This is a genomic window from Nonomuraea sp. NPDC050451, assembly GCF_044458585.1.
Genome location: NZ_JBITHZ010000023.1, coordinates 167,756 through 184,316 on the forward strand (window position 1 = coordinate 167,756; position 16,561 = coordinate 184,316).

General features: G+C 71.9%; 16 protein-coding genes. 6 read left to right on the forward strand and 10 right to left on the reverse strand.

Features of this window, described 5'->3' with window-relative positions:
* Positions 1–2: 2 nt before the first annotated feature.
* The gene (locus ACIBI9_RS45010) at positions 3–833 is read left to right on the forward strand and encodes an amidohydrolase family protein (RefSeq protein WP_397232162.1); all 831 of its coding nucleotides are present in this window, start codon (positions 3–5) and stop codon (positions 831–833) included.
* On the opposite strand, the gene ACIBI9_RS45015 is transcribed toward ACIBI9_RS45010, so the two are convergent.
* Genes ACIBI9_RS45015 through ACIBI9_RS45040 form a run of 6 tightly spaced genes read right to left on the reverse strand, consistent with a single transcriptional unit; the run spans position 830 to position 6,257 of the window.
* Positions 830–1,870, reverse strand: coding sequence for an aldose 1-epimerase family protein (locus tag ACIBI9_RS45015; protein WP_397232164.1), 1,041 nt, complete (start codon positions 1,868–1,870; stop codon positions 830–832). The genes ACIBI9_RS45010 and ACIBI9_RS45015 overlap by 4 nt on opposite strands.
* The gene (locus tag ACIBI9_RS45020) at positions 1,867–2,565 is read right to left on the reverse strand and encodes an SDR family NAD(P)-dependent oxidoreductase (RefSeq protein WP_397232166.1); all 699 of its coding nucleotides are present in this window, start codon (positions 2,563–2,565) and stop codon (positions 1,867–1,869) included. The genes ACIBI9_RS45015 and ACIBI9_RS45020 overlap by 4 nt, the downstream gene beginning before the upstream one ends.
* The gene (locus tag ACIBI9_RS45025; RefSeq protein WP_397232168.1) at positions 2,562–3,578 is read right to left on the reverse strand and encodes a hypothetical protein; all 1,017 of its coding nucleotides are present in this window, start codon (positions 3,576–3,578) and stop codon (positions 2,562–2,564) included. The genes ACIBI9_RS45020 and ACIBI9_RS45025 overlap by 4 nt, the downstream gene beginning before the upstream one ends.
* Positions 3,566–4,756 (reverse strand): CaiB/BaiF CoA transferase family protein, encoded by a 1,191-nt coding sequence (locus ACIBI9_RS45030; protein WP_397232170.1) that lies wholly within the window; start codon positions 4,754–4,756, stop codon positions 3,566–3,568. The genes ACIBI9_RS45025 and ACIBI9_RS45030 overlap by 13 nt, the downstream gene beginning before the upstream one ends.
* Positions 4,756–5,520: an enoyl-CoA hydratase/isomerase family protein gene (locus ACIBI9_RS45035; protein ID WP_397232172.1), complete on the reverse strand. Its 765-nt coding sequence runs from the start codon at positions 5,518–5,520 to the stop codon at positions 4,756–4,758. The genes ACIBI9_RS45030 and ACIBI9_RS45035 overlap by 1 nt, the downstream gene beginning before the upstream one ends.
* A gap of 26 nt (positions 5,521–5,546) precedes the next feature.
* Entirely contained in the window at positions 5,547–6,257 is a 711-nt protein-coding gene (locus ACIBI9_RS45040; protein WP_387575919.1) for a FadR/GntR family transcriptional regulator, read from the reverse strand.
* A gap of 83 nt (positions 6,258–6,340) precedes the next feature.
* Between ACIBI9_RS45040 and ACIBI9_RS45045 the strand changes: the two genes are divergently transcribed.
* The 4 genes from ACIBI9_RS45045 (at position 6,341) to ACIBI9_RS45060 (ending at position 10,516) form a co-directional block, all read left to right on the forward strand.
* Positions 6,341–6,988, forward strand: coding sequence for an aspartate/glutamate racemase family protein (locus ACIBI9_RS45045; RefSeq protein WP_397232174.1), 648 nt, complete (start codon positions 6,341–6,343; stop codon positions 6,986–6,988).
* Positions 6,985–8,238: a RuBisCO large subunit C-terminal-like domain-containing protein gene (locus tag ACIBI9_RS45050; RefSeq protein ID WP_397232176.1), complete on the forward strand. Its 1,254-nt coding sequence runs from the start codon at positions 6,985–6,987 to the stop codon at positions 8,236–8,238. The genes ACIBI9_RS45045 and ACIBI9_RS45050 overlap by 4 nt, the downstream gene beginning before the upstream one ends.
* 22 nt (positions 8,239–8,260) lie before the next feature.
* Positions 8,261–9,580 (forward strand): four-carbon acid sugar kinase family protein, encoded by a 1,320-nt coding sequence (locus ACIBI9_RS45055; protein ID WP_397232178.1) that lies wholly within the window; start codon positions 8,261–8,263, stop codon positions 9,578–9,580.
* A 183-nt stretch (positions 9,581–9,763) separates the two neighbouring features.
* On the forward strand, positions 9,764–10,516 hold the full coding sequence (locus tag ACIBI9_RS45060) for an SDR family NAD(P)-dependent oxidoreductase (protein WP_397232180.1): 753 nt from the start codon (positions 9,764–9,766) through the stop codon (positions 10,514–10,516).
* Here ACIBI9_RS45060 and ACIBI9_RS45065 read toward each other — a convergent pair whose 3' ends face one another.
* The 4 genes from ACIBI9_RS45065 to ACIBI9_RS45080 form a co-directional block, all read right to left on the reverse strand.
* On the reverse strand, positions 10,517–12,097 hold the full coding sequence (locus tag ACIBI9_RS45065) for an FAD-dependent oxidoreductase (protein ID WP_397232182.1): 1,581 nt from the start codon (positions 12,095–12,097) through the stop codon (positions 10,517–10,519).
* 214 nt (positions 12,098–12,311) lie between these two features.
* A complete protein-coding gene (locus ACIBI9_RS45070; RefSeq protein WP_397232184.1) occupies positions 12,312–13,079 on the reverse strand; it encodes a class I SAM-dependent methyltransferase in 768 nt (255 codons plus the stop codon).
* A gap of 14 nt (positions 13,080–13,093) precedes the next feature.
* Positions 13,094–13,726: a sulfotransferase family protein gene (locus tag ACIBI9_RS45075; RefSeq protein ID WP_397232186.1), complete on the reverse strand. Its 633-nt coding sequence runs from the start codon at positions 13,724–13,726 to the stop codon at positions 13,094–13,096.
* Between the two features lie 11 nt (positions 13,727–13,737).
* On the reverse strand, positions 13,738–14,745 hold the full coding sequence (locus tag ACIBI9_RS45080) for a cytochrome P450 (protein WP_397232188.1): 1,008 nt from the start codon (positions 14,743–14,745) through the stop codon (positions 13,738–13,740).
* Between the two features lie 837 nt (positions 14,746–15,582).
* On the opposite strand from ACIBI9_RS45080, the gene ACIBI9_RS45085 reads away from it, so the two are divergent.
* Positions 15,583–16,560, forward strand: coding sequence for an ABC transporter permease (locus ACIBI9_RS45085; RefSeq protein ID WP_397232190.1), 978 nt, complete (start codon positions 15,583–15,585; stop codon positions 16,558–16,560).
* The last annotated feature ends 1 nt before the right edge of the window (position 16,561 follow it).

The following is a 16,561-nucleotide window of genomic DNA, read 5'->3' on the forward strand; positions in this document are numbered from 1 at the left end:
CCATGACCCGCATCGACGCCCACCACCACATCTGGGACCTCGCCGCCCGCCCGCACGGCTGGCTCGACGCCGAGCCGATGGCGCCCGTCCGGCGCACGTTCACCCTCGACGACCTCGCCGGGCCCGCGGCGGCGGCCGGGGTGAGCGCGACCGTGCTGGTGCAGGTACTGCCCGATCTGGCCGAGACGCGCGAGTTCCTGGCGCTGGCCGCGGAGTCCGACCTGGTCGCGGGCGTCGTGGGCTGGATCGACCTGACCGCGCCCGACGCCGCCGACATCCTGGCGGGCCTGCCTGCCGGGCTGGTGGGCGTGCGGCACGGCGTCCAGTCCGAGCCGGACCCCGACTGGCTCACCCGGCCCGACGTGCGCCGCGGTCTTGCCGCGGTGGCCGCCGCCGGGCTGGCGTACGACCTGCTCACGCTGCCGCACCAGCTCCCCGCCGCCGTCGACACCGTGACGGCCATGCCCGAGCTCACGTTCGTGCTCGACCACCTGTCCAAGCCGCCGATCGCCGCCGGCGAGCTGGAGCCGTGGCGCAGCCGGATCCTGGAGCTGGCCGCCCGCCCCAACGTCTACTGCAAGCTGTCCGGCATGGTCACCGAGGCCGACTGGGCGTCCTGGCAGGTGGCCGACCTGCGGCCGTACGCCGAGACCGTCCTGGAGGCGTTCGGGCCCGAGCGGGTGATGTTCGGCTCCGACTGGCCGGTCTGCCTGCTCGCGGCCGGGTACGACCAGGTCGCACAGGCCGCGGACGACCTGTGCGCCGGGTTGTCGGAAGGCGAGCGGGCCGAGGTCTTCGCCGGTACGGCCCGCCGCGCTTACCGGCTCCACTAGGAGACGCGGAAGGTCGTCCGGTACGTCCGCGACTCCTGCGGGCCCAGCCAGATCATGCTGCCGTCCTCCCGCGCCGCCGCGTCGCCCGACACGTGGTGGGTGGACGGCTCCAGGCCGACCGCGTAGTTGCCCGAGCGCAGGTTCAGCCACTCGAAGAAGTACGGGAACTCCTCCGCCCGCCACTCCACGGTGACCTTCATCCCGAGCCGCTCGTTGGCCACCGCGACCCGGTGCAGCCCGTCCGCGCCGGGGTTGAGCGCGTGCTCGTACACCTGCTCCACGAACCCCGGCACCGGCCCGGGGAAGGTCACGTGGTCGGCCTTCTGCTCGGCCACGCTGTCGCTCTGCCAGAGCGTCTCGCGGATGTCGGCCTCCAGCCTGGCACCCTCGTCGAGCAGCGGCCAGCCCAGGTTGATGTGGTAGAGGAACATGTGCGGCGCCGGCTCGAACCCGGCGTTGGTGACGGTGTCGACGAGCCTGATCTCGTCGCCGCCCAGATCGGCCTCGATCCGGCGGACCAGGCGCAGGTTCTCGGCGAACACCGCGGCCTGGCGCACCTCTCCCTCGGCCCACAGCACGCAGCGCTCGCCGTCCCAGCGCTCGCCGTACCCGGTGAGCCGGGCCGGGATGTTGCCCGCGCGGCCGTGCAGCCCGTGCCGCACGGACTGCCGGGGCGGGTAGTGGTAGGTGTCCGCGGCCACCTCGCCCCCGAACAGGGTGTGGTCGAGCCCGGCCGTGACGATGAGCCCGGAGAACGAACGCAGCCAGGACAGCCCGTCCTCGTCGGCGTTCTCGTGCAGGCCGGGGTGGCGGAAGCCGGTGGGGGAGCGCCAGCCGAACGAGCGCCCGGCGTGCTCGGCGTGCCCGATGTCCATGCACCTGTCCACCAGCACGTCGAACGCCAGCCCCGAGCCGGTGCGGAACTCCAGCGTCCTGATGCCCCGCTCGACCCCGTCCCCGAGCGTCACCAGCCGGACGCCGCCGGCCGCGCTCAGGTCCCCGGTCAGCTCGGCCAGCCGCCTGCGGTCCGGCGTCATGCCATCACCCACCCTCCGTTGACTTCGATGGTCTGGCCCGTGACGAACGACGCGTCCGGGCCCGCGAGGAACGACACCACGGCCGCCAGCTCGTCGGGCGTGCCGCGCCGCTGGAGCGACTGCCGCTCCAGGACGAACCGGTTGTACGCCTCGGGGTCCTCGTGGATCTCCTCGGCCGCCGTCGGGAACGCGCCCGGCGAGACGCAGTTGACCCGGATCTCCCGCGGCCCCAGCTCGCGGGCCAGCGCCCTGGTCAGCGCCGCCGCCGCGCCCTTGGTGGCCACGTACGCGGCCAGGTCGGACCAGCCGCCGTGCATGGTGATCGAGGCGATGTTGACGATCGCGCCGCCCGAGGTCATCTGCCCGGCCGCGTGCTGGGCCGCCAGCCAGTAGGCGCGCTGGTTGATCGCGTGCACGTCCTCGTACTCGGCCAGCGGCACCTCAAGGAACGGCCTGGCCGGATAGATCGCCGCGTTGTTGACGAGGATGCCGACCGGGCCGAGCCGCGCGGCCGTCTCGGCGAACGCCGACTCGATCGCGGCCGGGTCGCGCAGGTCCACCTTCAGGTTGAGCGCGCCTTCGAGGGAGCCGGCGTCGAGGTCGAGCGCCGCCACTTGGTGGCCGTCGGCTGCCAGTCGGCGGACGATCGCCCTGCCGAGCGCTCCGGCGGCGCCTGTCACGAGCGCCGTGGTCATGTCTGCCTCCATGTCTTGTGCAGGTCCGTGAGCAGGTCGCGGGGCCGGACGCGGGCGAGCAGCCCGTCGCGGATCAGCGCGGACGAGCGCTCCTGCAGGGCGATGTAGCCGGGGAAGCGCGGCCTGATCCAGGCGGCCTCCAGGGTGGCGAGCGTGGGGCTGCCCTGCCAGGCGGAGCGGGCCGCGGGCTGTCCGCCGGTGGCCGGGAACAGCTTCGTCTGCACGGGCTCCGACACCAGGCGGCGCAGGTGGGCTCGGACGGCCTCGCGGATCGAGCCGATGCGCCGCCTGGAGACCACGAGCCCGGTGCCGCCGAGCACGCTCCCGGGCGGCTCGCCCGGCCAGGCGGGGGCGTCGGAGAAGGTCAGGGGGTAGGTCACGTAGCCGTACAGCAGGGGACAGCAGTCCACGCCGCCGGCCGTCATGGTGTCGAGCACGCTGATCGGGTTGAGCAGCGACACGTCGCGGTCGGACAGCGCGAGCAGCTCCGACATGAGCTCCAGCGCCCGCGCCCCGGCCGCCTCGTCGAGGAAGTCACCCGAGCACAGCGCGCAGAACATGAGGAACGCGTGCGGCCCGCCCAGGCACAACGCCATCCGCGCGTCCCGCGCGAAGTCCGTCATCTCCGGCCACGTCCTCGGGACCCCGACGCCGGGCCTGGCCGCGCTCACCTGGGTGGCGGCGTCGAGCGGCAGCGCCCACTGGCGGCCCTCCAGGTGGTAGCTCTCGTAGCTCCTGCCGACGAACCGCGTCTCCACCGGCTCGTCGAACAGCTCGTCCATCGGCACCAGCGCGTCCATGGCCGCGCCCAGCCCGGGATGGTCGATCACGAGCACGTCGTACGTCTCGCACAGCTTCGCGATCGGCTCCGACTCGAACCCCTCCAGGGGCTGCCGGTCCCACTCGATCGGCTCCGGCACGTCCCCGTAAGGATTGTCCCCGGACAGGTCGAGCCGCGTCAGCTCGTCCAGCGGCGCGTACCCCCGGGGATGGTCCCAGGTCAGTCCTCGCATGCCAGCACGCCCTCCGCCACCAGCGCGGCCGTGCGCTCCGGCGGGTAGCCGAGCTCCTCCAGCAGCTCCCTCGTGTGCTCGCCGACCAGCGGCGCGCCCCGGCGCACCCGCGGCGGGGTGGCGCTGAAGCCGTAGGGGAAGCCGGGCGTGGTGACCGTGCCCTCGGTGCGGTGCTCGTACGTGACGAACGAGCCGTTGTGCTCGACCTGCGGGTCCGCCACCAGCTCCGCGTACCCGTACACCGGGCCCGCCCACAGGTCGTGGCGGGCGCAGATCTCCAGCCACTCGGCCGTCGTCCGCTCCGGCAGCCGCCCGGCGACCATCGCGGTGATCTCGTCGCGCCTGGTGTGGCCGTCGGCGTCGCCGTCCATGGCGGCCAGCTCCGGCAGGTCGAGGGCGACCGCGAGCGCGTCCAGCCTGGGCATGCCGAGCGCGAGGTAGCCGTCCTTGGTGGCGAACACCCCGTACGGCGCGCGGATGTAGGTGTGGCCGTGCGGCTCGTGCCCGCGCCGCTGGGGCACGCCGCCGACCGTGAAGATCGACAGCTCCTGCATCTGCACGGCAACGGCCGCGTCCAGCATGTTGACGCTCACCCGCTGGCCCTCGCCGGTCCGCTCGCGGTGCAGCAGCGCGGCCAGCGCGCCCTCGAAGGCGCTGTAGGCGGTGATCGCGTCTATGGCGTACGTGCCCGCGGGCGCGGGCGGGTCGCCGTCGCGGCCGGTGCTCAGCATGGCGCCGCTCATGGCCTGCAGGAGCAGGTCCTGGCCGGGTCTCGACACGTACGGGCCCGTCTCGCCGTACCCGGACATGGAGACGTACACGATGCCCGGGTTGATGGCGCGGATCGTCTCGTAGTCCATGCCGAGCCGCTCGGCCACGCCGGCGCGGTAGTTCTGCAGGAACACGTCCGCCGTCGCGGCGAGCTTGTGCACGATGGCGCGGCCCTCGTCGGACTTGAGGTTGACGGCGAGGCTGCGCTTGTTGCGGTTGAGGGACAGGAACGAGGCGTTGACCTTGTTGCCCGTGGCCCCGCCCGCCGGGGCGTGCCGCTGCCACTCGCCGGACACCGGCTCCACCTTGACCACGTCCGCGCCCAGGTCGCCCAGCCGCATGGCGGCCAGCGGGCCCGCCATGGCGATGGACAGGTCGACCACGCGGTAGCCGTCCAGGACGCCCATCAGCGCCCCTCGAAGACGGGCTCACGGCGCTCGGCGAAGGCGGCCCGGCCCTCGGCCGCGTCCTCCGTGGCGAAGCAGACGGTCTGCAGGTCGCGCTCGTACTGGATGGCCTGGTCGAGCGGCATCGAGTAGGCCGCCTTGAGGTTGGCCTTGGCGGTCTGCGCGGCGATCGGCGGTCGCTTGGCGATCGTCCCGGCCAGTTCGAGAGCCGCCGGCAGCAGCTTCTCCTGCGCAAACACGTCGGTGACCAGCCCCCAGCTCTGAGCGCGGGCGGCGTCGACGGGGTCGCCGGTGAGCAGCATCGTGGCGGCGTTGCCGGGTCCGACGGAGTGGGCCAGCAGCGCGGACTGGCCGCTGCCGCCGATCCAGCCGAGCTTGATCTCCGGCGCGGCGAACGTCGCCGTCTCGGCCGCCAGGCGGATGTCGCAGGCCATGGCCAGCTCCAGGCCGCCGCCGTAGGCGTAGCCGTTGACGGCCGCGATGATCGGCTTGCGCAGGGCGCGGACCGCGTCGCCGTAGTCGCCGCGGTTGCGGAACTCCCACGGCGTGGCGTACTCGTCCAGCTCGCGGATGTCGCTGCCGACGCAGAACGAGCGCTCGCCCGCGCCCGTGAGCACCGCGACCCGGATGGCGGGGTCGGCGTCCACCCGGCCCAGGCAGGCCCGCAGCGCGGCGGCCATGTCAGGGGTGATCGCGTTGAGCTTGGCGGGTCTGTTGAGGGTGACGACGGCCACGGGGCCGTCCACGTCGATGAGGACGTCCAAAGTCAGCTCTTTCTTGCTGGAGATAGCTAGCAGCAGAGGCGTACGTGCTGCTCGGCGTCGGCGCGGGCGACCTCGACCACCTCGCGCATGGCCTCCTCGGCCTTGCGGTGGTGCCGTCGCCTGATCGCCAGCGCCACGCGCTCGTGGCCGGGCAGCGTTTCCTTGTTGTGCGCGACCGAACGGGTGTGCACCTGCCGTACGGAGCGCAGGGCGATGCTGATCATGTCGTAGATGTAGAGCAGCAGGTCGTTGTCCGCCGCGGCGAACACCGCCTTGTGGAAGGCCAGGTCGGCCTCGATGAAGGGTTCGGGGTCGTCGGCTGTGGCGTACAGCGCGGCCAGGGCCTCGTCGATGCGCTGGACCGCGACCGCGTCCGCCCGCTCGGCCGCCACCCTGGCCGCGCCCGGCTCCAGCGCGACCCGCAGGTCGGCCAGCATCTGGATGTCCCGGGGGCGCGGCTCGGGCTCGAACCGCCAGCTCAGGACGTCGGGGTCGAGCAGGTTCCAGGACTCGCGCGGGCGCACCCTGGTGCCCGCGCTCCGCCTGGTCTCCAGCAGGCCCTTGCCGGCCAGGACCTTCACGCCCTCCCGGACCGCGGAGCGGCCGATGCCCAGCTCGCCCACCAGGTCCTCCTCGATGGGGATGGACGTGCCGGGAGCGAGCTCGCCCGTGACGATGCGGGGGCCGAGGGCCTGGACCACCTGGGCGTGCCTGTCCCGCTTGGGATCGATTGCCACGCTCCGGACGCTACCGCTCCCGCCCGATTTTTCATAGCATTTCATCCGATGAAGATGACATTTCATCGGATGAAGTGAGGCTCATGACGAAGAGGCTGGGACTGATCCACACCTCCGCGACCCTGGTTGATGTGTTCGCCAAGCTGTGCGCCGAGCACCTGCCGGGAGTCGAGACCTTCAACATCGTCGACGACAGCCTGATCAAGAACACCATCGCCGCCGGCCACCTCACCCCGCAGACCGCCCGCCGCGTGGCCGGCCACATCGGCTCCGCGGAGGCGGCCGGGGCCGACCACATCCTCGTGACGTGCTCGTCGATCGGCGCCGCCGTGGAGGCCGCCGAGCCGCTGACGGGCGTGCCGGTGACCCGGGTGGACCGCCCGATGGCCGACCGCGCCGTCGCCCTCGGCCGCCGGATCGGCGTGCTCGCCACCCTGTCCACCACCCTCGACCCCACCGCCGACCTGGTACGCCGTCGCGCGGCCGCCCTGGACAAGGAGGTCTCGCTGACGGCCAGGGTGTGCGAGGGGGCGTTCGAGGCCCTGATGGGCGGGGACGCCGCCACGCACGACGCGCGGGTGGCCGAGGCGCTGGCCGCGCTGGGCGCGGAGGTGGACGTGATCGTGCTGGCCCAGGCGTCGATGGCCCGCGTGGCCGGTACGGTCGAGGCCCCGGTCCCGATCCTCGCCAGCCCGCCGCTCGCCATGGAGCACCTGGCGGCCGTGCTGTGAGCGGTGACCGCGACCTCACGGTCGCGACGTACCGGGTACTCACCCGCCTTCCGCTGGAGCAGGCCGTGAGCGCGATCGCGGGGGAGCAGAGCACCGGCACCTTCGTCAGCGTGCGCGGCGAGACCGACGAGTTACGCGCCCGCCACAGCGCCGTGGTGCTGTCCATCGCGGAGACCCCGCCCGGCCCGGAGCCCCTGCCGGGGGCGATCGGGGACGGGCCTCTGACGGCGGCCCTGGTCAAGATCGGCTTCCCGCTGGCGAACACCGGGCCCTCGCTCACGAACCTGCTCCCGGTGGTCGCCGGCAACCTCTACGAGCTGCGCGAGCTGGCCGGGCTCAAGCTGGTCGACCTGGAGCTGCCCGCGGCCTTCGGGGAGGCGTACCTGCCGGCGGGGTTCGCCGTCGAGGGCACCCGGCGGCTGGTCGGCCGTCCCGAAGGCGTGCTCATCGGCACCATCGTCAAGCCGAACGTCGGGCTGCGCCCCGCCGACTACGTGGACCTGGTGCGCGAGCTCGGCCTGGCCGGCGCCGACTTCATCAAGGACGACGAGGTGAACGCCGACTGCCCGCCCGCCCCGCTCCCCGATCGGATCCGCGCGGTGACGGCCGCCCTCGACGAGGTGGAGCGGCGCACCGGGCGGCGGCCGATGTACGCGTTCAACATCAGCGACGAGCCCGACCGCATGCTGCGCAACCACGACCTGGTGGTGGCCGCCGGCGGCACCTGCGTGATGGTCAACCTCAACGTCGTCGGCTTCCCGGCCGTCGCCATGCTGCGCCGCCACGCCAGGGTGCCGATCCACGGCCACGTCACCGGCATCGGGGCGCTGGCCCGCCACCCGGGGCTCGGGATCGGGCACGTGGCGTACCAGAAGCTGGCCCGGCTGGCCGGGGTCGACCAGCTGCACTGCGGCGGGTTCCACAGCAAGTTCTACGTCACGGACGACGAGGTCGCCGCCACGGTGGCCGCGGTCCGGGAGCCGCTGCTCGGCGGCTTCCCCTGCCTGCCGGTGCTGTCGTCCGCCCAGTGGGCCGGCACCGCCCCCGTCGCCCTGGACCGTACGGGGACCACCGACCTGCTGGTGCTGGCCGGGGGCGGCGTGCTCGGCCACCCGGACGGTCCGGCCGCGGGGATCACCAGCATGCGCCAGGCCTGGGCGGCCTCCGTGGCGGGCGTGCCGCTGGACGAGGTGGACGAGCCGGAGCTGCGCGCGGCACTGAAGCACTTCGGCGGGGTGATCCGCAAGTGACGCGGGCCGGGGTGGTGCGGCCGTGACGCTGTTCGCCTTCGTCGCGGACGACTTCACGGGGGCGACCGACGCGTTGTGGCAGTTCAGGCGGTTCGGGCTGACCGGCTCGCTGGTCACGGACGCGGCCCGCCTGCACGGCGCGGACGACGTCATCGGCGTCGCCACCACCGCCCGGGCATCCGCGGACCCCGTGTCGGTGGTGCTGCCCGTGATCGAGGCCGTGGCGGCGCTGGAGCCGCTGGTCATCCAGTACAAGGTCTGCTCGACGTTCGACTCCTCGCCCGCGCACGGGAGCATCGGGGCGGTCATCGCGGCCCTGCACCGTGAAAGGCTGGCGCGGGGCCCGGTCCCGGTGCTCGCCGCCCAGCCGGAGCTGGGGCGCTACACGTGGTTCGCGAACCACTTCGTACGCTCGGGCCCCGACGTCCACCGGCTCGACCGTTACCCGCCCATGCGCGACCACCCGATCACCCCCGCCTCGGAGGCCGACCTCCGGATCCGCCTGGCCGAGCAGGGCGCGGGACGCGTCGGCTGGCTGCCCGCGTCGCCCCCGCCGTCGGGGGAGACGTACCGGGCGCTGGGGGAGAACGCGGCTTTCGTGGCGGACGCCCAGAGCGAGGACCACGTCCGGGCGCTCGGCCGCCTCCTGCTCGCCGACGCGACGAGCCGCGGTGGCCCGCTTTACTGCGTCGGCTCCGGCGGCCTGAGCTACGCCTTCGCCTCCGCCCACGTAGCGGCGGGCGGCGCGGCTCGGGGGCCGGGCGGCGCAGGAGAGCCGGGCGGTGCCGGGGAGTCGAGCGGCTCTCGGGAGCGCCGGGGGCCCGATCTGCTCGGCCCGGCAGCGCCCGTGCTGGTCGTGTCGGGCAGCCGCTCTCCGATCACCGCCCGCCAGATCGACACGGCCGAGCGAGCGGGGTGGCGCGTGCTGGACGCCTCCGGCGGCCTGCGAGGCTCGACCCGCGGTGGCTCCTTCGCGGGGCTCCTCGCCGAGGTGGCGGAGAGCCTGGGGGAGGGGCGCCACACGATCGTCCAGTCGACCCTTGGCCCCGCCCGGGACCCTGCGGCCATCGGGGATCTCCTCGGGCGGATCGCCTCGGTGGCCGTCCGGGCCGGGCTGGTCGGGCGGCTGGTGGTGGCGGGTGGCGACACCTCGGGCCAGGTCGTGGCCGCCCTCGGCGCCCGCTCCCTGGACGTGGTCGCCTCGCTGGCGGCCGGTGGCCCCGTGTGCGTGCTGTCCTCCGACGACCCGGTCTGCGACGGGCTCGAGGTCGCGCTGAAGGGCGGCCAGGTGGGCGGGGACGACTACTTCCTCCGCGCCGCCGCCGGAACGCCACCACCTTGACCGTCGGGTGTGCCGTCGTGTCGGTCGTCTCCGGCGTACGACTTCGGGAGTATGGACGGCGTACGCGGTGCACTCCTCGCGGCGCAGTCCGGGACGAGCCGCGCACCTGATGCCCTGAACCCCCCGCGCAGGGCACCGTGGAGTTCCGAGAGACGGCCGCGCGTTGGCGAGGGAGTGGAAGTCATGATGTATCCGGATCTGCAGGGCAAGGTAGCGCTGGTCACCGGCGGTTCCGGCGGGATCGGACGGGAGACCGCCCGGGTGCTGGCCGAGCAGGGCATGCGGGTCGTCGTGAACGGGCGCGACCCCGGGGCGATCGAGGCGGCCGTGAAGAGCATCGGCGGCGGGGCGCTCGGCGTCGCCGCCGACACCACCGACTTCGCCGCCGTCGATGAGATGCGGGCGGAGGTCGAGCGCAGGCTCGGACCCGTCGACGTGCTGGCGATCTTCGCCGGTGGTGGGACAGGGATACCGCGGCCGATCGACCAGACGAGCGAGGAGGACTGGCACGCCACCATGCACGCCAACCTCACCTCGACGTTCCTGGTGATCAAGGGCTTCCTGCCGCGCATGAGAGAGCGGCGCGGCGGCTCCATCATCACGATGTCGTCGCTGGCCGCCCGCACCCCGACCTCGGCCTCCGTGGCGTACACGGCGGCCAAGGCCGGGATCATCGCGTTGACCAGACAACTGGCGCACGAGCTCGGACCCACCGGCATCCGGGTCAACTCGGTCGCGCCTTCGACGATCATGACGGACCGGCTGGCGGAGCGCATGCCGCGGGAGTACCAGGAGCGCATGCTGGCCGAGCACCCGCTCGGGCGGCTCGGCACCCCGCTCGACGTCGCGAACGTGACGGCCTTCCTCGCCTCCGACGCCTCGTCCTGGCTCACCGGGCTCACGATCGACGTCGCGGGCGGCAAGTGGATGCCGTGACTATGCCGATGGCCGGGCGGACAGGACGGCGGTGAGCGCGGCGAGCAGTTCCGCGGTGGGGTCCGCGGCCGGTCGCGGGCTTCGCCAGGCCACGAACCCGTCCGGTCGCACCAGCACCGCGCCCCTCGGGCCGATGCCGTGCCGAGCCGCCGCGCCGTCGATCTCCAGCCGCCGGGCGGTCACCGGCATCGGCATCTTGCCCGCCGCCGTCACCCAGTCCTGGCCGTCGTGGCCGGTCAGCAGGACGAAGCGGGCGCCGTACAGGTCGATGGTGGATCGCTCGCCAGCACCGGCGAGCGGGAGGTGCGGAGCCCTGGTGCCGGGCTCTCCGCACAGGCCGGAGACCTCCACCGGCGTGGTCACCTCGCTCGCGCCGCCGATCACCGCCGTCGACCGGTAGCGGTGTCCCATCATCACGGTCGAGCGGTCCACCGGCACCTCATCGGTCGCAGGTTGGTGTGCCAGGCGGGACCGGTATCGCGCGAGGGCCTGCCGCAGGGCGAACTCCGCGACCGGGCGGCGCTCGTCCTCGTACGTGTCGAGCAGCCGCTCCCCGGCGTGACCATGGACGACGGCGGCCAGCTTCCAGGCCAGGTTGTGCGCGTCCTCCACGCCCACGACACCGCCGAATCCCCCGGTCGGCGGCATCAGATGTGCCGCGTCGCCGATCAGGAACACCCGCCCCTTCCGATAGGCGGCCGCCACGGCCGCGCCGACCTCGAAGCGCAGGACGGTCCTGGCGGTGCCGGGTATCTGCGGCCGGAGCGTCACCCGCGCCTCCGGCAGGCCGGCCGCGGCTCGTACGAGCTCGACGCATTCGTCCTCGTCCGGCTCGGCGCCGTCCGGATCGTCCGTGGTGCCGAAGACCCAGCGCTGACCGGTCCGGTCCAGCGCCATCAGGTACGTCCTAGGCCGGGGGCGTTCGAGGAAGGCCATGTGCACGGTACGGCCGGCCAGCGCCGGACGGAGGTCGGCGTCGACCATGAGCGTCAGCAGGCGGAAGAAGTCGACCGGCCCTTCCATCGGGATGCCGAGCCAGTGCCGGACCGAGCTGTGCCCGCCGTCGGCCGCGACGACGTACCGGGCCAGGAGCCGGTGCCCGGTGCCGTCGAGATCGCGCAGGTGCGCCTCCACCCCGCCCTCGTGCTGGGAGAGGCCGCTTACCTCAGTGCCGAACCGGATCCGCGCGCCGAGCTCGCGCGCCCTGATCCGCAGCAGATCCTCCACCCGGTTCTGATCGATGGGCGTGCCCGTGCAGGGGCTGAAGGCGGCGGTCCGCGCGGCGTCGTCCTGCTGATCAACGGGGAGGTGCCGAGCGCCGGCCAGCGTCTCCGCGCGGATGGCCACATATTCCGCGGAGCTCGCGAAATCCACCCGGTTCTCCCGGATCCGGGACTCCAGCCCGACCTGCCGGTAGATCTCCATGAGGCGGGGGACCAGACTGCGCTGCCTGGGGTGGCTCAGCAGGTCGGGGTGGCGCTCCACGAGCGTGCACCGTACGCCGTGATGGGCCAGGAACAGCGCGCAGGACAACCCGGTCAGGCCGCCCCCGACGACCAGCACCTCGGTGTCGTGGAGCATGGGATGACCCCCGTTCGTGTCGTCGCCTGGGCCAGGCCGTGGCCTGATCGCGCAGGATCAGGCCACGGTGTGAATTGTCAGTACCAGTACCGCATGGCGCACCTCCTTGACTCGCCGCTGCCGCCCATCGAGGTCCGATGGACGGTTTCCGAGGCCCGAACGGCGCCCGGCAACCTGGCAGGTGGCCGCGGGACGTCCACGGGGGGCCTCGAGCTCAAAGCCGGCCGGCGTGCCGGGCGATCAGCGTTCCCTTGTCGTCGGGCGGGGTCGCCTCGCCGGCGACGGCCGAGCCGCCCACGGCGGTCAGGCCGGCCGCGCGCAGGTCGGCGAGCACGTCGGCGGGCCGATGGAGGTGGTAGTCGCATTCCACGGTCTCGGTGGCCACCAGCGTGTCGCGGTGGTAGGTGCGGTAGACGCGCCGCACCCCGGCCAGGTCGGGGCCGAGCGGCCGGACGGCCGACGACAGCGTGTAGCGGCACTCTCCCTGGTGCGCGCTGCGCACCTCACGCTCGGGATGGTCGGGTACGGCCTCGTCGGTCACCATGTCCATGGCCAGCACGCCGCCCGGCGCGAGGTGTCCGGCCAGGCCGGCGAAGAGCGGCCGGCGCGCCTCCGGCGGCACGTCCTGCAGCACGGCGGCCAGGTAGACGTAGTCGAAACGCCGGTCGAGACGGAGGTCCGGCGCGGCGTCGCCGAGCACCGTCACCCGGTGCCGCAGGTCCGGCCGCCCGGCGAGCTTGGTCATGAGCACCGTCCGCATCCCGGGGGAGGGCTCCAGGCAGTGCACGCTCGCCACGCGCTCGGCCACCGCCAGGGTCATCCGGCCGGTGCCCGGTCCGATCTCCAACGCGTGCCCGCCGGGCGGGGCGAGGTCGGTGAAGAAGGAGACCAGCGCGGCTGATCGCGGTCCTATGTGCAGGTGGTCCCAATGCGCTGCCACCACTCCGTACGGGTCGGCGGTGGATGAAACGGTGAGCGCCACTTACCTGTCCTCTCTCACCGTGGCGGGAGCACCCCGGCCCGCTCGGCGCGGCGCAGATACTCGTCAGTGGTGTTCGCCAAGGGGAAGGGCAGGTCAGGCACGTCGACGCCCAGGGCCGCGCAGAGCGGCTCCCAGCCGTGCGACGGCTCGACCTCGACGAGCCGGCCGGACGGCACGGCCTCGCGCACCTCGTCCAGATGGGCCCGGTAGACGCCCATGGCGTGGTCGCGGTCCTCGAACCGCCCGGAGAACGTCCCCTGCCAGACGATCTTCTCGATGACCTGGTCCCGGACGGCCGTCTCCTGCGCGGTGTCCGCGGGTCTGGTGCGGTACAGGGTGCGGCTCATGCTGGCGTACCACGAAGCCGGATCCCGCACGATCAGCAGGACCTTCGACTCGGGGAAGGCGGCGGCCAGCTCCCGCCAGTAGAAGGCCGCCGGCCAGGCGATTGTCGAGGTGAAACCATCGAGCAGCCGTTTCCAGTCGGGTTTTCCGCCGTCGGCGACCCGCAGCCATTCCCGGGCATGCGCGGGGGCGGCGAAAAGCTCTTTCATGTAATGGCAGGGGCCGAATCCGAGGGTCTCCAGCGCTAATCGGACCGAAGAGGTCCCGGTACGCCCGAACGATGCTCCGACGACCTTCAGCACGTAAACCTCCTTCACCGAAGGGCAACGTCGAAACGCTCAATGCTGCGGGCGGTCAGGTTCGGGAAATACGTCGGCGCGCCGAGCGCCCTGATGCCGGGACAACGCTCGGCGATGACGCGGAGCACCACCCGGGTGAAGATGGCTGTAAAGGGGGAGCCGAGGCAGGACTTCGGGCCCCGGCCGAAGCCGAGGTGCGGGTTGGGATGCCGGTCCAGCCGTACCGTGTCCGGGTCGGGGAAGCGCGCGGGGTCCCGGTTCGCCGCGCCCAGGAGCAGCGTGACGGCCTGCCCCGCGCGCACCGTGGTCGCGCCCACCTCGGTGTCGCGCACGCACGCGCGGGCGACCGCCTGGATCGGGGAGGCGTAGCGGACCATCTCGTCCACGGCGCGCGCGGTGTCGGCCGCGCGGAACCGCTCCAGCTCGGTGGCCCGCTGGTGGAGCAGGGCGATCGCCACCAGCCCGAGCAGCTTGCTGCCGGAGCTGTAGCCGCTGAACAGCAGCCCCCGCACGGTGTTGGCGACGATGTCCGGTGCCACGCCGCTGCCGGCCGCCCGCTGCGCGATGACGCCGACGACGCCGGAGGGCGGCGGATCGGCGAGCCAGCCGTCGACCAGCACGGCCAGCTCTTCCTGCGCGGCCAGTACGGGTCGCCCCCGCTCGGGCCACAGCCCGGCGTCCATCCCCGCGACGATGTCGCGGGCGGCCTGGCTGGCCCAGGCCGGATCCGGCATCGGCACACCCAGATACGCGGAGGTCGTCGACAGCGCCAGCGGTTCGGCAAATTCCGTGAGGAACTCGAACGACGGGCGGCGCGCGAGAGTGGCCAGCAGTTCGGTCGTGTGCTGAGCGATCATGTGCTCCAGGGCCGCGTGGTCCTGCGCGCGTAATGCCTCCATGAACAACCGGCGGACCACGGTGTGCTCCGGCGGGTCCAGGGTCAGCATGTTGATCGCCCGTGGCGGCATCGCCTCACCGACCCGGCGCCAGTCGGCGGCGAAGTTCGCACTGTCCTTCAGCACGGCGACGCAATCGTCGTACCGGCTGAAAACCCATGAGTTAAGTCGGTCGTAGAAAAACGCGGGTTTTTCCCGGCGGAGGTTTCCGTACCAGGGATAGGGGTCGACAAGGAGTTCGGGAGAGGCGAGGGAGATAATGGGGTCGTGGTCAACAATTTCCGACAAGAGGCCCCTCTTACCGGCTGTCCAGCCTAATCAGACTCAAGCTCTCTAGAGAGATGATCCCTCGCGACCGGTGTGCTGTAAAGGGTGTCAACTCGAGACAGCACTGTGAATTCTCTCGGTGAGTAAACCGGTGCTCACAGTAAGGACGGCCGGCCCTTTTCGCGCGCACGGGGCTGGTTTTCGCGCGCCGTGGAACGGTGGTGCCACCGAGCTGACCGGCCGCGACTTGCCTGGTCCTCGACGGGTGTCGGCCGCGGAGGGGCGGGGATCGCCCGTCGCTCGGCCCGCGGGCGTGCGGTGGACGTCGCCAAGGCGCTGTCCGAACTCACTTGACGATGAGATCAACGTGAAGTGGATCACTTTGCGTAGTCGCCAATTAATGTCCGGGTTTCGTGACACAACCCCCCTGAGAGGCTCGGAAAAGTCCCCTCAAAGAGGGACGTTTCCGCAGGTCAGAGGGGGTGTGGTAAGCAATCGTTCCGGTCTTGTCGATCTATTGCGAGTGACCTTACCGTTATGTCGGACGGTTTCTGACTGTTACATCTTTGCTTATATTCTGCGCGTTGATCGCCATCTCGTTGCAAGTGGTTTTTGGTGCCGCGAGATGGGTTTTCGTTGCGGGGACGCCGCTCCGGCCCGGACGTGCGCGCCCCCCGTCAGCGCGAACGGAGAGTAATGGGCAAGTACCTGCTCCGCAGGTTGGCAATAAATGTGGTCCTGGTCGCCATCGCGGCGAGTCTCGCGTACATGCTCGCGGCCACCACCATGAACCCGCGAGCCGCGTATCAGGCCCGCCAGCCTCCCATCGCCGAGTCGGTGATCGACTCCACGCTGGACGCCTACAACCTGAACGACAAGGTCCCGGTGCTCGTGCGGTACGGGACCTGGGCGAAGGGCGTCATCACGGGCGACTTCGGCAAGACCTGGAACGGCGGCTCGGTCAATCAGGAGATGGGGCGCCGGATCTTCGTCAGCCTCCGGCTGATGCTCATCGGCACGGTCCTCGGCTTCATCATCGGCGTGGCGCTCGGGGCGTTCTCCGCGGTGAAGCAGTACAGGTTCAGCGACCGGCTGATCGGCGTCAGCTCCTTCGTGATCATGGCGCTGCCGGTCTTCCTCCTGGCCACCCTGCTGGCGATGGCGACGTACAACTTGAACGACGGGCTGGGGTTCACGCTGATCGAGTACACCGGCGAGTACAACCCGAAGCTGGCAGGCTGGGACCAGTTCCTCAACCGGTTGAACCACCTGATCCTGCCGACCATCTCGCTCAGTCTCGGCTCGGTTGCCTTCTACAGCCGCATCCAGCGCAACATGATGCTCGACGTGCTGGGTCAGGACTTCGTCCGCACGGCGATGGCGAAGGGCCTGCGGCGCAGGACCGCGCTGATCAAGCACGCGCTGCGCACCGCGCTGATCCCGTCCGCCACATACTTCGCCTTCGCGTTCGGAACGATGTTCACCGGAGCCATCTTCACCGAGAAGATCTTCGCCTGGCACGGCATGGGAGCCTGGCTGGTCGAGTCGATCAACTCCAACGACATCAACTCCGTCGCCGCGGTGACCTTCTTCACCGCCGTGTGCGTCCTGTTGGCCGCGTTCCTGTCCGACGTGCTGGTCGCGGCCCTCGATCCTCGGGTGCGGGTGAGCTGAG